This is a genomic window from Marinobacter sp. EhC06, from assembly GCF_001650915.1.
Taxonomy (GTDB): Bacteria; Pseudomonadota; Gammaproteobacteria; order Pseudomonadales; family Oleiphilaceae; genus Marinobacter.
In genome coordinates, this window is the sequence record NZ_LXYO01000023.1 from 380638 (window position 1) to 397713 (window position 17076).

A 17076-nucleotide genomic window follows, 5' to 3' on the forward strand; every position below is an offset into this window, starting at 1 on the left:
CCCCTTAACAGATCCCTTGCGGGCTATGGTATAAAACGCCTGTACAAAGATTAATCATTGGTAAGTTAAGGACATGAGCATTTTCCGCGCCCTGCTATCCACTCTCGCCCTGCTCTGCCTGGCAGTTGCTCCGAGCACTTTCGCCACCGAGCTGCTGGCCAAGGCCGACACCCGAATGCCGGCTGCCACCATGTATAAGCCCGCGGATATTCAGAGTGTCAACAAGGTGGTCGTTCGCAAGGGAGAGCGCCGCCTGTACCTGATGGACGGTGAGGACGTGGTTCGCAGCTACCGGATTTCCCTGGGCGACAACCCGGAAGGTCACAAGCTGTATGAAGGCGACGAGCGCACCCCCGAAGGCGACTACACTCTGGACTGGCGCAATGCCGAAAGCGATTTCTACAAATCCATCCACATTTCCTATCCCAGCGAGCGGGACCGTGAGCTGGCGTCGGCGTGGGGCCTGGACCCCGGTGGCAGCATCATGATTCATGGCCTGCCCAATAACGTGGGCGACATGGCCTTTGCCTATACCGGTCTGGATTGGACCGATGGCTGCATTGCCGTAACCAACGACGAGATGGATGAAATCTGGCAGCTGGTGTCCAACGGAACCCCTATCAGCATTCATCCCTGAGTCAAATCTGACAGCAGTATTAAGTTGTTGTCATATGCTTAGCAAATTTACGTATCTCCAGTTAACATTCCCGCTTACAGTGTTTTACACTGTTTAACGACTCCGGTAGTCATTGCCTGACAAACGTTGCTGCGCAGGTTGACAGGAAGTCGTCTATACTGACTTTCGGATCACAGGAAATAACTCGACCAATAAGGGGATTTACAATGCGTAAACTGACGATCGCCGGGATTGCACTGGCTACAGCTCTGACTGCAGGTTGTGCCACTACTGACCAGGGCGCCATCGACGAAGCGAATGCAACCGCCAGCTCTGCTGAGCGCACTGCTGAAAATGCACTGAACACCGCTAACAGCGCTGCCAGCTCTGCACGTACTGCCCAGCAGACTGCAGAAGAAGCTCTGGCCGCTGCTCGTGCAGCCCAGAAAGCTGCCGACGAAGCAAACGAGCGTGCCAAGCGTATGCTCGAGCGTGCCAGCCAGAAATAAGGCTGAGACGTAACAGAAAGGCCGGCTATGCCGGCCTTTTTTTATGCCTCGGGTTCGGGTTTGTCCGGACCAGGCTTGTCAGGCGTAAAAGGTTTGTTTTCCTTCAGGAACGTGGTCATCAACTCCATTGGCAGCGGGAAGACAATGGTGGATGAATTGGTATTGCTCATATCTGCCAGGGTCTGCAGGTAACGCAGCTGCATGGAACCGGAGTTGGTGGACATGACATCCGCCGCTTCCACCAGTTTCTTGGACGCCTGCAATTCCCCCTCGGCATGGATGACCTTGGCACGACGTTCGCGCTCGGCCTCGGCCTGGCGGGCAATGGCACGAATCATCGATTCGTTGAGATCCACGTGCTTGATTTCTACGTTGGCCACCTTGATGCCCCATTCCTCGGTCTGGGCATCGATGATCTCCTGGATATCCGAATTCAGCTTGTCCCGCTCTGACAGCATTTCATCGAGGTCATGCTTACCCAGCACCGACCGCAGCGTCGTCTGGGCCAATTGGCTGGTTGCGGAATTGAAATCCTCCACCCGGATAATGGCGCGCTCGGGATCCACCACACGGAAGTACAGTACGGCATTCACCCGTACCGTCACGTTATCCCGGGAAATGACGTCCTGGCTCGGCACGTCCAGGGTGATTACCCGCAGGTCCACCCGCACCATCTGCTGAATGCCTGGAATAACAATGATCAGGCCCGGGCCTTTAACCCCCTGGAAACGCCCGAGAAAGAACACAACGCCACGCTCGTACTCCGGCAGGATCTTGATGGCCGAAGCGAGAATCAGCAGTAACACCACCGTGGGTGCCAGATAGGGAATCAGATCGCCAATCATACGGCCTCCTTGTATTGCCGTTTCTTTGTCCGTCGGGTCAGCCGTTGTCCGGAATAACCCTGACAGTTACCGTTAAACCCTCTATTGCTGTCACGTTAACCCGGTCGCCCTCTTTGACGGGCTCTTCGCTGATGGCATTCCAACGCTCACCGCTGAGCCGGACATGGCCGCGGTAGTGGCCATGCTCTCCCGAGAAACTATCCAGTGCCACACCTTCTTCATGGGTAAGCTGTTCGGTGCCGCTGACCGGATGCCGTCGACGCAGGCCAATGAAACGGGTCACCGTCCAGAGGATAAACCCGGCAGCCACCACCGCGGTGCCGCCGATAGTCGGCAGGGAAATATCCCGGTGACTGCCGTCCATCAAGATAATCGAGCCGGTTACAAAGGCGACAATCCCGCCAACCCCCAATATCCCGAAACTGGGCACAAAGGCCTCGCCCACGATGAACGCCAACCCGAGCAGGATCAGCGCCAGGCCAGCGTAATTCACCGACAGGACCTGGAAAGCGAAAAGCGCAAGAATCAGCGAGATGGCACCAATCACACCTGGCACCACGGCGCCCGGGTTTGCCAGCTCGAAGATGATGCCGTAGAAGCCGATAATCATCAGGAAATAGGCGACGTTCGGATTGGTAATTACGGAAAGCAGACGGGTGCGCCAGTCCGGTTGGGATCTGACAATTTCCAGACTGGCCGTGTTCAGGGTCATGTCGCCCGACGCCATGCGAACGGTGCGACCATCTACCTGCTGCAACAGGTCCCGGAGGTTGGGGGAAATCACATCAATGACGTTCTTCTCAAGCGCCTCTTCGGCACCAAGATTTACAGCCTCACGGACGGCCTCTTCAGCCCAGTCGGCATTACGGCCATGGCGTTCAGCCAGGCCACGAATGTAACTGACCGCGTCCTCCAGAACCTTGCGCTCCATGGCAGTACCGCCGCGACGTTTACCGTCGTCATCGCTGGCTTGCTGGTCACTGTCGGATGACGAGTCGGGGGTGGAATCCGAACCGTCCTCAGATTCCGGATCGCCTGAGGCCGGATCACTCTCCGGTTCCGGACTACCAGGCAGACCGCCCATCTGGACCGGCGTGGCCGACCCCAGGTTGGTTGCAGGCGCCATGGCAGCAATGTGGCTTCCGTACAAAATATAGGTGCCGGCACTGGCCGCCCGGGCACCCTGGGGGGAAACATAAGTCGCTACGGGAACGTCGGAGGCAAGAATCACCTTGATGATATCCCGCATGGAATCCATCAGGCCGCCAGGCGTGTCCATTTCGATAATCACCAGACCGGCACCCTCGGATTCCGCCCGGCGAATGCCACGGGTGACGTAATCCATGGTCGCGGGGCCGATAGCCCCCTCAACCGTCAGCACCAGAGCAGTGTCGGAGGATTCCTGCTGGGCAAGAACCTGATGGGCCAGGGACGCCAGTGCAAGCAGTGCACCTGTGAGGAAAACCATAGCCCAGGCCCGGAGACGGGCGGGATTCTGTGATCGCATGGGACGGTGTGCCTGCATAACGCCTCCCTGGACCGGAATAAAATCAATGCCTGAATATACGATGGCACAGTGGCCGTGGTTCTATCCGTAAAGGGCGGCCCTCCTGCCCAGACAACTACCTCAGAAGTATAGCCGCTGCTCAGGTTCGCTCGCCGATTCCGGCGATTTCTCTTTCACGGTCTTGTCTGCGGCCATCCGGGTGACCCGTTCACCAATCATGGTTGGCAGGCCATCGGCCTGGTCCACTGCCAGTTCAATGGCACCACGCTTGACCTCGACGCCCGGATGCCGACTGCGGAAGGCTTCAACTTCCGCAAATACCTGCTTCCAGAGACGGTCTCGATCCTCACGGGGGTAGTCTTCATGGGGGCGGTGCACCTCAAGCCAGACCTCACCATCCGAGAACCCGATCTTGACGGCGTCATGCACGACCTGAACGGGCGTGCCCTTTTCAACCTGATAAACGAACCGGGAGATATCCTCGTTGTACATCCGGAAACAGCCATGACTGACCGGCATGCCCACACCAAATTTCTTGTTGGTACCGTGAATCAGATAGCCTTTTTCACTCAGCATCAGGGCGTGGGTGCCGAGCGGGTTTCCGGGACCTGGGGGAATCATTCGGGGCAGATACTCACCGGAGGCTTCGTACTCAGCCCGAATGCTCGCCGGCGGATACCAGGCCGGGGACTCCAGCGGCATGGTGACCTCTGCATCCGTCAGCGGGGAGGGATTCTCCGCAGTGCCAACGCCTACCGGGTACACCTGCACTCCTTTATCGGTGAAGTAATACAGGCGGTACTCCGCGAGATTGATAACGATGCCTTCGCGCCGGGCATCTGGCAGCACATACTGGCGCGGCAGAGTGATAGTGGTGCCCTCTCCGGGTAGCCAGGGATCCACACCGGGATTGGCCTTCACCAGTTCCAGATACCCCATGGCCAATCGATTACCTATGCCGGCAAAAGTGTCCTCATAACGGGTTTCAAAAACCCCGAGCTCTCCTGCCAGGTCACCCTGAACCGGGAACGTGGGCACACGAGGGCTTCTGTCAGGCTCTTCCGGGGTATCCGGATCGCTGGCAGCATCCAGAGGTTCCGCCAACCCTGCGGTTGGGAACACCAGGAACTGCGCCAGAGAAAAAACCGCTAAGAATCTGAACCACATAGAAAACATTCCGAAAGCATCAGGCAACCGGGTACAGTGACAGCAAGTACCCTCAGGAGTTCATATAGGTCGCCCATACTGTTACGACGGCAAGCGCCACGAACAGAACACTTGCACCAATCCGGGCTGTGGCAAGGGGCAACCGTTCCATCAGCCAGCGTCCTGCCATGATAACCGGTATGTTGGCCAACAGCATACCCACCGTGGTGCCCAGAATAACCCAGAAGGTTTCGGTAAAGCGGGCGGCGAGAACGACGGTTGCAACCTGCGTCTTGTCGCCGATCTCCGCCAGGAAGAACATGATGGTGGTGGCCATGAATGCCCCCATTCCCAGAAACTTCGAGTCTTCGCTGTCATCCTTGTCCGGCACCAGCAGCCAGAGTGCTATGGCAACGAAGCTGATGGCCAGAATCCAGGGCAACCAGGCTTGTGGAATGAATGACGCCACCCAGGCACCTAGCCAGGCCGATAGGGCGTGATTGAGAACCGTCGCGACAAAAATGCCGAGAATAATGGGCAGGCGAGTAGCGTATCGGGCAACGAGGAAAAGCGAGAGCAGCTGGGTCTTGTCACCTATTTCCGCTATGGCGACGGCAACCGTAGAAGCGAGGAAAGCGTCCATGAAAAACTCCAGGGCGGATAACCAGACATGAGGCAGCCCACCTTCCGCCCTATGGAGGTGAAACCGCCTCAGGTCTTGCCAATTTCACCGATGTGGCGGTGAAACACGATAGCCATGGGGATTTGGCCCCAAGTATGTTGACTACCATCCGACCGACAGTTCCGGTTCGGAGGCTACTCCCCTGAAGAGATGCGGGCATATTAATGAATTCGGAACGAGGCCGCAACCAGACGAGACCCTAGGCCCGCATCTTCCAAACCGGAATCGCGGCGACTGCCACAAATGCGGCCACCAGCCACCAGGCGGAATGGAACGCGTTGATCGTTGGCATACCCGCACTGTGATCGCCGAATTCGATGGTCAGGGCCACGAGGTTGACACCAAAGGCGCCCCCGAGCTGGCGCATGAAGTTCAGGGTGCTGGAGCCGGCGCCCAACTCCTGCGGCTCCAGCGGGTTCAAGGCGCCCGTTGAAAGGGCCGGAAGCATGAAGCCAATACCAATGCGCCCCAAAACCGTCCACAGCACCAGCCAGCCGAACGCCAGCTTCAGGTCAGACAGCGCAAACAGCACGGCCGACAGGGCAAATGCACCAATCCCGAAGACAACCAGAACCCTGGCGCTATGCCTGTCCGCCAGCCGCCCGGCTAATGGGAACGTCATACCCAGGACAATCCCTGCCGGCAGCATAAGTAACCCGGCCTCTGTCGCGCTGAACCCGAGGGCTGTCTGCACAAACAGCGGAATGAGATAGGTGGATCCGAACAGCGCCAGCCCCAGTGCCATGGCCCCGAGGCAGGCGAACAGGAACGTCGGTTTGCGCAGCAAGCCGATATTCACCAGCGGGTGCGCAGTCTGCCGTTCACGCAACACAAAGAGCACCAGCCCGCAAAGGGCCAGCAATGCTTCAGCAATAATCCACGTCTGCTGTCCCGAAGCCTGCTGCAGTCGGTTGAGGGTGTCCAGGGATAGGGCAATGGTGAGGCCGAGCAGTAACAACCCGGGGAGATCAAACCGATAGGGCGCCGGCCGGGAGACCGGCAATGGCAGAAAGCGCCAGGCCATCAGCACACCCACCAGTGTTACCGGCGCCGGCGCGAACATCACGTAGCGCCAGTCGAGTTGATCAACCAGGAAGCCCCCCAGCACGGGCCCCAAAGCCGGTGCCAGAATAACCCCCATGCCATAGATTCCCATGGCCTGGCCTCGCCGATGGCGTGGAAAAATCCGGAACACCAGGTACATGCCCATGGGCTGCATCAAGCCGGCCATGGCGCCCTGTCCTATCCGGGCAGCGATGAGCTGGCCCGGTGTCTCGGCAAATCCACCGGCAAGGGAAATCAGGGTGAAGAGAAACATGGCTACGGCAAGGGTCTTGCGAACCCCGAAGTGATCCAGCAGCCAGGAGGAGGCGAGCATGGTGGTGGTCATGGCGGCGATAAAGCCCGTTGCCAGCCAGTGAACCTGGCCCTGGCGAATGCCGAACTCTACCATGATGTCGTGCAACGCTACGTTGACCACGGTGGCACTGAGCACCGTGGCCATGGTGCCTATCATCACCGTGGCCACCGCCAGCCAGCGCCAGCGATCCCCGTAGCGGGCTTTCAGCCCCTCAACTGAGTTATCAGCCAAGGATTACTTCTGCTTTTCAGCGTTTTCCAGGATCTTGTGGAAGACCTTCACGGTACACTCGATCTCTTTGTCGCTGATACCTTCCAGCATTTCCTCGCGCAACACCTCGGCTCGCTCGGAAAGGTCGTCCATAAACGCTCGGCCGGCGTTGGTCAGATGCAGCCGTCGCGCCCGGCGATCATTCGGGCAGGGTCGGCGCTCGATCAACCCCTGCTGCTCCAAGCTGTCCAGCAGTCGAACCAGGGTCGGATTCTCGATCGCCATGAGGCTGGCCAGTTCGCGCTGAGTAAGGCCTTCACCGCCTTTCTCCAGGTACACCATGGTGCTCCAGCGCGCCTGGGTGACACCCAGATCCTTAAGGCGCTCATCAAGCATTTTTCTCCAGCGCCGGGTAACCCGGGCTACCGCAAAAGGAAACTGGTCTCTCATTTGTCGTCACTCCATAGAAAAAGGGCCTTCGCCCTGGCCAGGCGCAACCGCGCACTCGACCAACAAATCACATTATCGGAAAGTCACCAATAGTATGCTAACCATTGAGATAAAAACAGATACGGAAGTAAAAACAAAATCGGGGAAAACCGAAAGCAGCGTCAGCTCGCCTGACGCTGCTCTTCGTGCATCTCCTCGACTTCGGGAGACTCATGGAACTCGGTATTTCGCGGATCGATCTCGGCGAGCACCGGCGACGCTTCCGGCATGGCAGGCACGAAGTGCTCCTGATCCGCAACGGCAACGTCCTCGGTATGACTGATCCGATAACTGGTAATCACCGCCAGCAGAACCAGGAAGCCTGCATTGCCAAGGAACAGGCCTTTCGGCCCCAGAAGGTTGATCAGTTCAGCCATGACAACCGGCCCGATGACACTGCCAACCCCGTAACTGAGCAGCAGCGTGGCGCTGGCAGCAACGATACGAGTGCTTTCCATGCGGTCATTGGTAATCGCCACGGCGACCGGATAAAGGGCCGCAGACAGGCCCGTAAACAGCCCCACCAGAAGGGTCAGCAACCATGGGTTTGCAGCCCCCAACACTCCAACACCACCTGCAGCGGACGCGGCCAAAACGGCGATCCAGAACATCACGCGACGCCGGTCAAAACGGTCACAGAGCCGTCCCAGCGGCCAGGCAAGGATCATGGCTGCGACAATGGCACTGGCCATGAACGTGGATGTCCGGGCAACGTCCAGCCCGACCAGCGTTGCGTACACCGGCCCGAGCGCATAGAAACCGCCAATCATGACCCCACAAATCAGTGCGCCGGCAACACCGCTAAAGGACTCCCTGGCCAGGGTAAAGATCGAAATACGCTGGACCTGCTCGATTACCGGTGCTTCCATTCGGGTCATTGAGAGCGGTACCAGAGCCAGTGTCAGCAGGATCGCTGCAATCGAGAACGGCATGAAGTTGGCGGGGTCGCCGATATTGACGATGAGCTGCCCGCCGGCGGCGGAAAGGTAGAACACGATCTGGTAAACCGCAAACAGCGCACCGCGGTTGGCATTGGTGGCCCGGCTGGAGAACCAGCTCTCGATGACCACCAGCACACCGGCAATACTGAACCCGGACAGCACCCGCAGCACGGCCCAGAAAATCTCGGAAACAGCCATCGGATAGAGCAGCGACGTAACGGCAGCAATCGCAGCGAACACGGCAAAGGCACGAATGTGACCAACCCGGCCTATAATCCGGTGAACATAAAGCGTGCCCAACACAAAACCGATGGAATAGCAGACCAGAATCCAGCCGATAATGTCCGGTGATATCGCCTCAATACTCAGACGTATACCCAGTAACGTCATCAGGAACGCATTACCGCTGACCAGCAGAATAATGCTCAGGATCAGGGCAGACAGGGAGGTGACCATTCGGGTCATTACAACGGCTCCGGGCGTGGCAGGGTATTTTCGATTGGATGACAGACAAAATAGCAGCAAGCACCGGACTTTGCCGGCCGCGTATTAAATCAGGAGCGGGAAGTGAAACCACTAGGCACTTCCCGAAACCTGTTAACCGCGTCACAAAAACCCGCAAAGGCCGCCGTGGAGCGGTTTAACAGGGTTTTACATTAATGTGCCGTAACAGACCCTGCTGGCCGGAGCAGGTAACATGGCAACGAGCTATTCATTGGACCGTGAGCGCCTGGTTATGAAAAAAACGGACTGGCCCATCCGCTGGGACTTGCTGCTTCGCTATCGACTGATCGAAACCATTGCCCTGTGGGAAGGTCGCCTGACCACCAACCACATCTGCCACAGTTTCGGTATCGGTCGTCAGCAGGCGTCCAAGGACATCAACACCTACCTGCGCGAACTGGCGCCGGGCAATCTGGTTTATGACCGCCACCTGAAAGGCTATGTTCCGGCGGAGAAATTCCGTCCGGTGGTTACCCGGGGGGTGGTGAACGAGTATCTGGATCTGCTTGCCCGCCAGCAGAACCTGAGCAACACATTTGAGTCTCTGAACATTGACCTGCCGGACAGCACGGTGGTGCAGGGCCCTAACCGTGTGATTGCACCGGAAACCATGCGCGCCGTCGTGACGGCAACACGACAGGGCAGGCAGTTGCGCGCCAGCTATGCTTCCCTGAGTCGCCCGGAAGCGGTGGAAAGCATTCTTGAACCTCATACTCTGGTGTGTGCTGGCAACAGCTGGCACTTGCGGGCCTGGTGTGACTCCAATCGGGAGTTCCGGGACTTTGCCCTGAGCCGTTTCCGGACTTCGCCCGAAGCTCTACGGCAGCGTGCCAGACACAGCCGGGAGCAGGACGAGCACTGGAACCGGGAGGTTACCCTCGTGGTTACTCCTGACCGACGCCTGACCGAAGCCCAGCAACAGATCATCGCCCGGGATTATGGGATGGAGCATGGCCGTCTGGAGGTTGCCACCCGTGCCGCTCTTGCACCCTACGTGCTGTCACGGCTCGGAATTACCTTTGACAACCAGCATCCGGATCCGCTGGTACAACAGCTTGAACTGGCCAATCCGGACCAGCTGGGATTTGGCAGCAAGCGCGAACAGGCCCTGAAAGCCGTTGCCGGTCTCAGTTAAACTGCCGATGTGAGCTCTGAAACCTGGCGGTATTCCTTTTTCTGTTTGCTGATTCTGTCGTTCCTGCCCCTGGCAGCAGCGGCAGAATCTGTCTGTGGTAGCCCCGCGACACCGATTTCCGAAGTACAGGGCACCGGCCCGGCTTCGCCTCTGGCGGGCAAAACCGTCACAGTCGAGGGCATTCTGACCCAGGATTCCCGGTCAGAGGGTGGGTTTGGCGGCTTTTATCTCCAGCAGGCCGACCACGAGACCGACAACAATCCCGCCACTTCCGAGGCCCTGTTTGTCTATACCGACCGCGAGATCGGCAAACCCGGCATGAGGCTGCGAGTTACCGGCAAGGTGAAGGAATACCACGGACTAACTGAACTGGTGGCGATCCGAAACATCCGGAGTTGCGGGCGGGAAGCGCTACCGGCGCCCTCTCCATTGGCTTTGCCCTGGACCCGGGATCCCGAAAATCTTGAGAATATGCGGGTTACCTTCCGCCAGCCCCTGACGGTGGTAGACAATTACAACCTCGGCCGTTACGGCGAACTGACGCTGGCCGCCGCAGACCAGGTCCAACCCACCGAGCACCTTCCTCCTGGCGACGATGCGTACAGAGCATCCATCCGAAACCGGCACAATCGCGTGCTGCTGGACGACAATCGGTCCATCAGAAATCCCAGGCCCATACCTTGGCCCCCCGGGGGGCTGTCCTCGGCAGCCGTACGCTCTGGTGACCAGATTGACGGGCTTGTCGGGGTGCTGGACTTCCGGTTCGATGCCTGGCGAGTCCAGCCCGCCGGGGCACCGGTTTTCCTCGCAACCAACCCGAGAGATCCCGCACCGGACCCCGTACCCGGTGGCGCTGTGCGAATCATGGCACTGAATCTCGGTAATTTTTTCAATGGCGATGGTCGTGGCAGCCAGTTTCCAACAACCCGGGGGGCGAAAACATCGGCGGCATATCAGCGCCAGCAACAGCGACTGGTGCAGACACTTCTGGCCCCGGATCCGGATATCCTCGCGCTCACGGAACTCGAGAACGACGGCTACGGCCCGCACAGCGCCATCGCCAGCCTGGCCGAGGCCCTGGGTAATCAGTGGCGGTTCGTCAGCACACCAGGTCAGGATGGCGATGATGAGATACGGACCGGCCTGCTCTACCGCAGCGACCGGGTGAGCGCCATTGGCCTGCCGGAACGGCTTGCCAGCGGTCCGTTCAGATCCGGTGGCCGGCCTCCGCTGGCCCAGAATTTCAGTCGTGTCGATGGTGAGACAACCGTCAGGGTTATCGTTCCTCACCTGAAATCAAAATCCTGTCGGGGTGCCCATGGGGACGATCGGGATCAGGCCGATGGCCAGGGCTGTTACGCCAGCCGGCGGGCTGACGAAGCACAAGCGCTGGCCGGATGGGCCGGCGTTGACGCCGGAGACCCCAAGTCGGCCGGCACCCTGATCATGGGTGACCTGAACAGCTATGCCCGTGAACAACCCCTTCGGGTACTGGCAAGAGCGGGCTTCGTCAGCATGGTGCACCACTTCCATCCCTGCAATGAGACCAGCTGTCGCCATTACACCTACCGATACCGTGGCGAGAAAGGGTCCCTGGATTACGCCCTGGCCTCCGAGACATTGAAGCCACGGGTTGTCGGTGCCCGAAGCTGGCTGGTGAATGCCGACGAGCCCAGGGTTCTTGGCTACCAGAGCGAGCACGCTGCTGATGGGCAGGCGCCCTGGCGGTCCAGCGACCATAACCCGGTTATCGTAGACGTAAAGCTCTGAACCCTGTCCGCGGCGGCGCGACCGTTGGTTGCCCGTCCGCCCGGGCTCCCGGGCGTTGAAGCCAAGGCTCGGCAGGCTGGTCCCGGTAGACTGGCGATCAGACCCAAAACCGGTGATCGATGACGACCATGAGAATCCCTGCACCCAACCTCTGGCCCGCTGCCCGCGCGGGACAACGATTTCTTCTTCAGGCCCGACGCCGCGAAGCGCTCGTGGATGGCCACAAAATGGTTTTCCTGGAACGGGGTGCTCCCGGCGCAGGAAGCCCTACCATCGTGCTGATTCATGGCTTTGCCGCCATGAAAGAAAACTGGGGGCTGTGGCTGCAAAGACTGCCCAGCCACTGGCATCTGCTGGCACCGGATCTGCCAGGGTTCGGAGAGAGTGATTACCTGCCTGAAGCCTGCTACCGCTATGAAACCCAGGCCCGTCGACTGGGTCAGTGGCTCGCGGGCTTTGACACGGACAACATACATCTGGCCGGCAGCTCCATGGGGGGTGCTATTGCTACTGTCCTGGCCCACAAGCTGGAGCCGGCACCCCGTTCCCTGACGCTGCTGAACAGTGCCGGGATTCCAGAGCATGCCCAGGTCGACATACATGCTCCGTTTGCATCCGATCGTGACGGCATCCTGATTCCCCGGGACTGGAAAGGGGTTTACCGCATGTTCAACAGTGTTGGTACCGGCAAGCCCACGGTCTCCGGCCTGGCCATGGCCGGCCTGCTGGGTCCCGATCTGCTGGGCCGCACCGACGCCCTCCGACACATATTCAGCGACATGGTGGCAGACGCCCTGGCACCGGCCCGCTATCTGGGCCCTGACACGCCACCACTGCAGGTTCAATGGGGTGACCGGGACGTGATCACGCCCACGCGCTGCGTGGACTGGTTCGGCTCGGCGACACCGCACGCCGAAATTCACATGTTCCGGGGTGTGGGGCATCTTCCCATGCTGGAAACACCGGGGCGATCCGCCGCGGCACTTGAAGGCTTCGTCCGCCGCCATGGCCAGTAAGACGACCGGGCTGGGCGCGAGTCCCAGCCGATGATTGGCCTTTCAGGCCATTTATTTCGTCAGCGAAGTCATGGGGGAACGAACCGGGAGGCGCCATAATCGTCGAAACTACGCGTTCTGCGACATAACAAGAACAGAATAAGACGAGGAAACCCCATGCGCGCCTCCGTTTCAACGGCACAGGACCTGGGCATGCCGGCCATCTACCTGCACCTTCTGGCCGAGCTGCTGAATACCATCGGTGTTGATGAACAGGACCTTCTGCTTCGGGTCGGACTCGACCCGGCCCGCCTTCAATCCACCGATCTGCGGGTCAGCCAGACCCAGGCCAGCGAATTTGTCACCCGGGCCATTATCGAAAGCGGCGAGCCGGGGCTCGGAATCATGCTCGCCCGGGAACTGAAGCTACCACTGCACGGCGCCCTGGGTACGGCGGTCATGAGCAGCCGCACGTTGGGCGATGCCATGGAGCTGATGACCCGTTACCTGACACTGCGGGTGCCCCATCTTCAGGTGTGCAAACGGGAAACCGGCAGCCTGGCCTGGTACGTTGTCAGCTGCGATATCGATCTCGGCCCCCTACACGGGTTTATCATGGACGCCATGCTGTTCGGGTGCGTTTCTATGGGGGCGCAACTAACGGGCTCGGTGGTTGATGGTTTGCGGATTGTTCGCCGCGGACCGGAACCGGCCTATTTCCACCGGTTCCGCTCACAGATCCCGGTACCGGTGGAGTTCGGTGCCACGGAGAATGCCCTGGTGATCCCCGCCGCCCGACTGGATCTGCCGGTACGCTTCACCGACGATCAACTGGCCGCCTCATCAAGAGCCCAGTGCGAGGAAGCACTGCGGCAGTTGACTGAAGACGCCGGATTTGCCTGTCGGGTCCGGCGAGTGATTGAAACCAGCCACCCCTTCCCACCGAAACTGGCCCGGGTTGCAGGCACCTTGTTTGTCTCTGAACGAACACTCAAACGGCGACTGCAGGAAGAAGAAGCCAGCTTCCAGCAGCTGGTGGATCAGGTCCGCCTGGAACGGGCACAGGATCTGCTCCGCAGCACCGGCATGAACCTGAGCCAGATTGCCGACGCCCTGGGCTATGCCGACGCTGCGAACTTCACCCGGGCTTTCAAGCGCTGGACTGGAACCAGCCCCAGTCACTACAGAAGCGCGCCTGTAAGATCCGCCTCGACACCTGCCGAGCGGACACTGGCAACCGGCTGATCAGTCGATCCCGATGATTTTGTGCATCTGCAGGGTAAGACGCCACTGGGGGTGGGCAAGACAGTAGTCGGTAGCGCGGCGAGTATTGCTTTGCTTGATCTCATCCACCGCCGTTTCCGGTGCCGAAGGAGAGGCCATGGGCGACAGGAAATAATGGCTCGCGCGAATGCCCAGGAATCGCTCCGGCATCGCCAGGGGCTGCGGATACACCAGTTTAAGCTCGTCACAGGCCTCGATCACCACAGGTGCATCGGCCTTGGGACTGACGCAGAGCCAGTCAATGCCTTCGGGGGCCTGCAGGGTGCCATTGGTCTCTACCCCCACTTCAAACCCTTCCCGATGGAACGCCTCAATCAGGGCTGTATCCAGCTGCAACAGGGGCTCTCCGCCGGTGCAGACCACATAGGGCTTGCCAGGCGCGTCCGGCCAGAGATTCCGTATGTGACGGGCCAGGGCTTCCGGCGTTTCAAAACGGCCACCATTCTGGCCGTCCGTGCCCACGAAATCGGTATCACAGAAATTGCAGACCGCACTGGCACGGTCTTTCTCACGCCCGGTCCAGAGGTTGCACTTGCTGAAACGACAGAATACCGCAGCCCGACCCGCCTGGGCACCTTCGCCCTGCAGGGTGTAGAAAGCTTCCTTGACCCGATACATCAGCCTGCGCCCTCGTATTCCAGAGGATCGGTCACACCATTGACGGCAAACGCCTCCAGGCGCTCAACGCATGAACCACAGCGGCCACAGGCTTGCCCCCGGCCGTTGTAGCAGGTCCAGGTCTGCGAATAATCCAGGCCCAGGCGGAGACCTTCGGCCAGGATCTGGCCCTTGTCCATGGCCATGAAGGGCGCCTCAATGCCCACCGGTTCGTAGTTGGCGACCCGGCAGACCGCGTCCATTTTCTCAACAAACTCCGGGCGACAGTCCGGGTAGATGGCATGGTCGCCACCGTGAGCCCCGTACCACACAGCGCCGGCACCTACCGTCACGGCGTAACCGGTTGCCAGCGACAGGAGGATCATGTTGCGGTTCGGCACCACGGTCGCTTTCATGCTGTCTTCTTCGTAGTGACCTTCCGGGACATCTATATCCGAGGTCAGGGATGATCCGGCCATCACCTCACTCATGGCGCGGATATCGATCACTTTGTGGGGAATACCCTGGGCCTCACATACCGAACGCGCACACTCCAGTTCCCGGACGTGGCGCTGCCCATAATTGAAGGACAGCGCATGCACCCGATACCCGCGTTCCCTGGCCAGGTGCAGCAGAGTGTAGGAGTCCATGCCTCCGGAATAGATTACAACCACGGTGTCTGTCATTCGGGCTCCCCGTATGGTGCGATTGGGTGTGGGCTGGTTTACTGTCGCGCCCGACGCCTGTTGCTGTCATCGGGCTTTTACAATGAATGGACATATTGTAACAGTGCAGGCACAGGTTGGGTTCGCGTCTCGATTGCGGGGCGGGTAAACTCAGCGAAAAACAACTCATCAGCTACACTGACTCCATGACCACTATCCAGCCGGCATTCATCGATTTCGAGGCATCCAGCCTTGATCTGATCGCGAGCTACCCCATTGAGGTAGGGATTTGCATGCCGGATGGCTCTCTCCATAGCTGGCTGATCGCCCCCCATGTCCTCTGGCAGGACTGGTCGCAAAGCGCTGAACAGATACACGGCATTTCCCGCGAGACTCTGGAAGCGGACGGTATTGCGGTGGGTGAAGTGGCCAGGGCCCTGAATGAGCTGCTGCCAGAGCAGGTGTTCTGCGATGCCTGGACGTTCGACAGCTTCTGGCTGCACCGGTTGTTCAGGGCCGCCCGCATAACCCCGGCCTTTCAGCTGGAGTCCATTTCAGCATTGCTGGACACCCGCCAGGTGCGCCAATGGTCGGCGCTTCGTCAGCAGGTGATTACCGAACTTGGCTTGCCAGTCCATCGGGCGGCAAATGACGCCCTGATCCTCCACAAAACCTGGGAACGGATTGCCGAGGACCATGGCGCCCTGGAGCCATTAACCGGTCAGAGCCGTCGGGCCTGATCCGGAATCAGGCAATCAGTGCCTGACACGCAATGCGATAACTTCGAGACCATCCCGAAGGGTATTGAGAGTCCAGTAGGTCACCAGCGCCATGAGCGCGGCACCCGTTACGGTAAACACCAGATTCTCGCCCACAACCTGCTCCTGTGCGGCTAACAGGTATAGCCCCAATGCGATAATCAGGACGAGTTCAATCAATGCGTGGAAACGGAACTTTCTACTGGCAGATCCGGCGTCGTCGGACATTTTGCTAGGTTTCAACCTCTATCTGTCTATGGCAATGAATGAAAAGGTAGTGTGCAAATTATCGCCAGGACAGCCAACAAAATCTGTACGAAGTAGTGGCTACGAAGATTCCACTACCCAAAAAAAACGCAGCCATAGAGGCTGCGTAGAAAGGAGAGATCCATTGACTGCCTGGCGCGGCAGGCAGTCAGGATTGCACAACGTAAAACACGTGACGCTGCGAATTATGCCAAGCGCCCATGGGGCCGTCTGTAGGGGTTTGCCGAAGATGCAGACCTATTGCAAACGGCCCATTAGCCTATACACTGGTAGTCGAACCGAAACTCAAGAGCCGGTATGAACAGAATGATTCCACAGTTTATTGCATACACAGCAGCAGGTTGCCATGCAGCGCAGTCTGTTCGCGCGATGGTGAAAGACATCTAACGGCTTTCGGTCAGTCCCGGGAGCCTTTGTAGCGACCGGGTCAGCTTCTCCGCGAAACCCCGGTTGCTTCAGGCACCGGGGTTTTGTTTTTGCAGCCGCAAAACGACAAGGAGAACATCATGAAAAGACATCCGACAACTCGTGCAGCAAACCAGCCCATCAACAATCGTCAGGGCCCGATCAAGCGCCCGGAAAAGCTGCCGCTGCTGGATGCGATCTGTAAAAAACTGAATCAGCGCGTCAACCTGGACGACGAACAGCGGGTGCTGGGTGTTTATGAGCGGGGCTGGATCTTCAAGGGCGTTCTGGGCAACCTGAACGACTCGGAGGCGAGGTACGTGAGGGCGCTGGCTACCCGTTACAATTCCTGGATTGCCCGGCAGGTTGCCTGATTAGACTGTGGTATGTC

Annotated in this window: 18 protein-coding genes; 8 read left to right on the top strand and 10 right to left on the bottom strand. The window is 59.1% G+C overall.

Annotated elements, in window-relative coordinates:
• Positions 1–73 precede the first annotated feature (73 nt).
• Positions 74–637, top strand: a complete 564-nt coding sequence (locus A8B84_RS11725) for a L,D-transpeptidase family protein (protein ID WP_064229358.1) — start codon at positions 74–76, stop codon at positions 635–637.
• Positions 638–843: 206 nt separating this feature from the next.
• On the top strand, positions 844–1125 hold the full coding sequence (locus A8B84_RS11730; protein ID WP_064229359.1) for an Lpp/OprI family alanine-zipper lipoprotein: 282 nt from the start codon (positions 844–846) through the stop codon (positions 1123–1125).
• A gap of 41 nt (positions 1126–1166) precedes the next feature.
• On the opposite strand, the gene A8B84_RS11735 is transcribed toward A8B84_RS11730, so the two are convergent.
• The 7 genes from A8B84_RS11735 to A8B84_RS11765 form a co-directional block, all read right to left on the bottom strand.
• Complete coding sequence (locus A8B84_RS11735) at positions 1167–1970, bottom strand: slipin family protein (RefSeq protein WP_064229360.1); 804 nt, start codon at positions 1968–1970, stop codon at positions 1167–1169.
• A gap of 37 nt (positions 1971–2007) precedes the next feature.
• On the bottom strand, positions 2008–3495 hold the full coding sequence (locus A8B84_RS11740) for an NfeD family protein (RefSeq protein WP_064229361.1): 1488 nt from the start codon (positions 3493–3495) through the stop codon (positions 2008–2010).
• 102 nt (positions 3496–3597) lie between these two features.
• The gene (locus A8B84_RS11745) at positions 3598–4644 is read right to left on the bottom strand and encodes a L,D-transpeptidase family protein (protein WP_064229362.1); all 1047 of its coding nucleotides are present in this window, start codon (positions 4642–4644) and stop codon (positions 3598–3600) included.
• A 52-nt stretch (positions 4645–4696) separates the two neighbouring features.
• The gene (locus tag A8B84_RS11750) at positions 4697–5266 is read right to left on the bottom strand and encodes a TMEM165/GDT1 family protein (RefSeq protein ID WP_064229363.1); all 570 of its coding nucleotides are present in this window, start codon (positions 5264–5266) and stop codon (positions 4697–4699) included.
• 238 nt (positions 5267–5504) lie between these two features.
• Positions 5505–6896 carry a DHA2 family efflux MFS transporter permease subunit gene (locus tag A8B84_RS11755; RefSeq protein ID WP_064229364.1) on the bottom strand — a complete coding sequence of 464 codons (1392 nt, stop codon included), beginning with the start codon at positions 6894–6896 and terminating at the stop codon, positions 5505–5507.
• Positions 6897–6899: 3 nt separating this feature from the next.
• On the bottom strand, positions 6900–7325 hold the full coding sequence (locus A8B84_RS11760; protein ID WP_064229365.1) for a MarR family transcriptional regulator: 426 nt from the start codon (positions 7323–7325) through the stop codon (positions 6900–6902).
• A 161-nt stretch (positions 7326–7486) separates the two neighbouring features.
• Positions 7487–8770, bottom strand: coding sequence for an MFS transporter (locus A8B84_RS11765; RefSeq protein ID WP_064229366.1), 1284 nt, complete (start codon positions 8768–8770; stop codon positions 7487–7489).
• 271 nt (positions 8771–9041) lie between these two features.
• Here A8B84_RS11765 and A8B84_RS11770 point away from each other — a divergent pair, with 271 nt between their 5' ends.
• The 4 genes from A8B84_RS11770 to A8B84_RS11785 all read left to right on the top strand — a co-directional run bounded on the left by A8B84_RS11770 (position 9042) and on the right by A8B84_RS11785 (position 13954).
• A complete protein-coding gene (locus A8B84_RS11770; RefSeq protein WP_201257898.1) occupies positions 9042–9944 on the top strand; it encodes a helix-turn-helix transcriptional regulator in 903 nt (300 codons plus the stop codon).
• 9 nt (positions 9945–9953) lie between these two features.
• Positions 9954–11714: an ExeM/NucH family extracellular endonuclease gene (locus A8B84_RS11775; RefSeq protein WP_064229368.1), complete on the top strand. Its 1761-nt coding sequence runs from the start codon at positions 9954–9956 to the stop codon at positions 11712–11714.
• Between the two features lie 128 nt (positions 11715–11842).
• A complete protein-coding gene (locus tag A8B84_RS11780) occupies positions 11843–12730 on the top strand; it encodes an alpha/beta fold hydrolase (RefSeq protein ID WP_064230074.1) in 888 nt (295 codons plus the stop codon).
• 156 nt (positions 12731–12886) lie between these two features.
• Positions 12887–13954, top strand: a complete 1068-nt coding sequence (locus A8B84_RS11785; RefSeq protein WP_064229369.1) for an AraC family transcriptional regulator — start codon at positions 12887–12889, stop codon at positions 13952–13954.
• Here A8B84_RS11785 and queE read toward each other — a convergent pair whose 3' ends face one another.
• Complete coding sequence (gene queE / locus A8B84_RS11790) at positions 13955–14611, bottom strand: 7-carboxy-7-deazaguanine synthase (RefSeq protein WP_064229370.1); 657 nt, start codon at positions 14609–14611, stop codon at positions 13955–13957.
• Complete coding sequence (queC, locus tag A8B84_RS11795) at positions 14611–15276, bottom strand: 7-cyano-7-deazaguanine synthase QueC (RefSeq protein WP_064229371.1); 666 nt, start codon at positions 15274–15276, stop codon at positions 14611–14613. Before queC ends, queE begins: the two co-directional genes overlap by 1 nt.
• Before the next feature lie 185 nt (positions 15277–15461).
• Here queC and A8B84_RS11800 point away from each other — a divergent pair, with 185 nt between their 5' ends.
• Complete coding sequence (locus A8B84_RS11800; RefSeq protein ID WP_064230075.1) at positions 15462–15995, top strand: hypothetical protein; 534 nt, start codon at positions 15462–15464, stop codon at positions 15993–15995.
• 15 nt (positions 15996–16010) lie between these two features.
• Here A8B84_RS11800 and A8B84_RS11805 read toward each other — a convergent pair whose 3' ends face one another.
• Positions 16011–16241, bottom strand: a complete 231-nt coding sequence (locus A8B84_RS11805) for a hypothetical protein (RefSeq protein ID WP_064229372.1) — start codon at positions 16239–16241, stop codon at positions 16011–16013.
• A gap of 545 nt (positions 16242–16786) precedes the next feature.
• Here A8B84_RS11805 and A8B84_RS11810 point away from each other — a divergent pair.
• Positions 16787–17059 carry a hypothetical protein gene (locus A8B84_RS11810; RefSeq protein WP_064229373.1) on the top strand — a complete coding sequence of 91 codons (273 nt, stop codon included), beginning with the start codon at positions 16787–16789 and terminating at the stop codon, positions 17057–17059.
• The last annotated feature ends 17 nt before the right edge of the window (positions 17060–17076 follow it).

What these genes read in the sequence shown, in the direction of transcription:
- A8B84_RS11800 (WP_064230075.1), top strand. Translation starts at nt 15,462, where the DNA reads ATGACCACTATCCAGCCGGCATTCATCGATTTCGAGGCATCCAGCCTT.
- A8B84_RS11745 (WP_064229362.1), bottom strand. Translation starts at nt 4,644, where the DNA reads ATGTGGTTCAGATTCTTAGCGGTTTTTTCTCTGGCGCAGTTCCTGGTG.
- A8B84_RS11780 (WP_064230074.1), top strand. Translation starts at nt 11,843, where the DNA reads ATGAGAATCCCTGCACCCAACCTCTGGCCCGCTGCCCGCGCGGGACAA.
- A8B84_RS11810 (WP_064229373.1), top strand. Translation starts at nt 16,787, where the DNA reads ATGAAAAGACATCCGACAACTCGTGCAGCAAACCAGCCCATCAACAAT.
- A8B84_RS11760 (WP_064229365.1), bottom strand. Translation starts at nt 7,325, where the DNA reads ATGAGAGACCAGTTTCCTTTTGCGGTAGCCCGGGTTACCCGGCGCTGG.
- A8B84_RS11750 (WP_064229363.1), bottom strand. Translation starts at nt 5,266, where the DNA reads ATGGACGCTTTCCTCGCTTCTACGGTTGCCGTCGCCATAGCGGAAATA.
- A8B84_RS11785 (WP_064229369.1), top strand. Translation starts at nt 12,887, where the DNA reads ATGCGCGCCTCCGTTTCAACGGCACAGGACCTGGGCATGCCGGCCATC.
- A8B84_RS11740 (WP_064229361.1), bottom strand. Translation starts at nt 3,495, where the DNA reads ATGCAGGCACACCGTCCCATGCGATCACAGAATCCCGCCCGTCTCCGG.
- A8B84_RS11770 (WP_201257898.1), top strand. Translation starts at nt 9,042, where the DNA reads ATGAAAAAAACGGACTGGCCCATCCGCTGGGACTTGCTGCTTCGCTAT.
- A8B84_RS11805 (WP_064229372.1), bottom strand. Translation starts at nt 16,241, where the DNA reads ATGTCCGACGACGCCGGATCTGCCAGTAGAAAGTTCCGTTTCCACGCA.
- queC (WP_064229371.1), bottom strand. Translation starts at nt 15,276, where the DNA reads ATGACAGACACCGTGGTTGTAATCTATTCCGGAGGCATGGACTCCTAC.
- A8B84_RS11730 (WP_064229359.1), top strand. Translation starts at nt 844, where the DNA reads ATGCGTAAACTGACGATCGCCGGGATTGCACTGGCTACAGCTCTGACT.
- A8B84_RS11735 (WP_064229360.1), bottom strand. Translation starts at nt 1,970, where the DNA reads ATGATTGGCGATCTGATTCCCTATCTGGCACCCACGGTGGTGTTACTG.
- A8B84_RS11725 (WP_064229358.1), top strand. Translation starts at nt 74, where the DNA reads ATGAGCATTTTCCGCGCCCTGCTATCCACTCTCGCCCTGCTCTGCCTG.
- queE (WP_064229370.1), bottom strand. Translation starts at nt 14,611, where the DNA reads ATGTATCGGGTCAAGGAAGCTTTCTACACCCTGCAGGGCGAAGGTGCC.
- A8B84_RS11765 (WP_064229366.1), bottom strand. Translation starts at nt 8,770, where the DNA reads ATGACCCGAATGGTCACCTCCCTGTCTGCCCTGATCCTGAGCATTATT.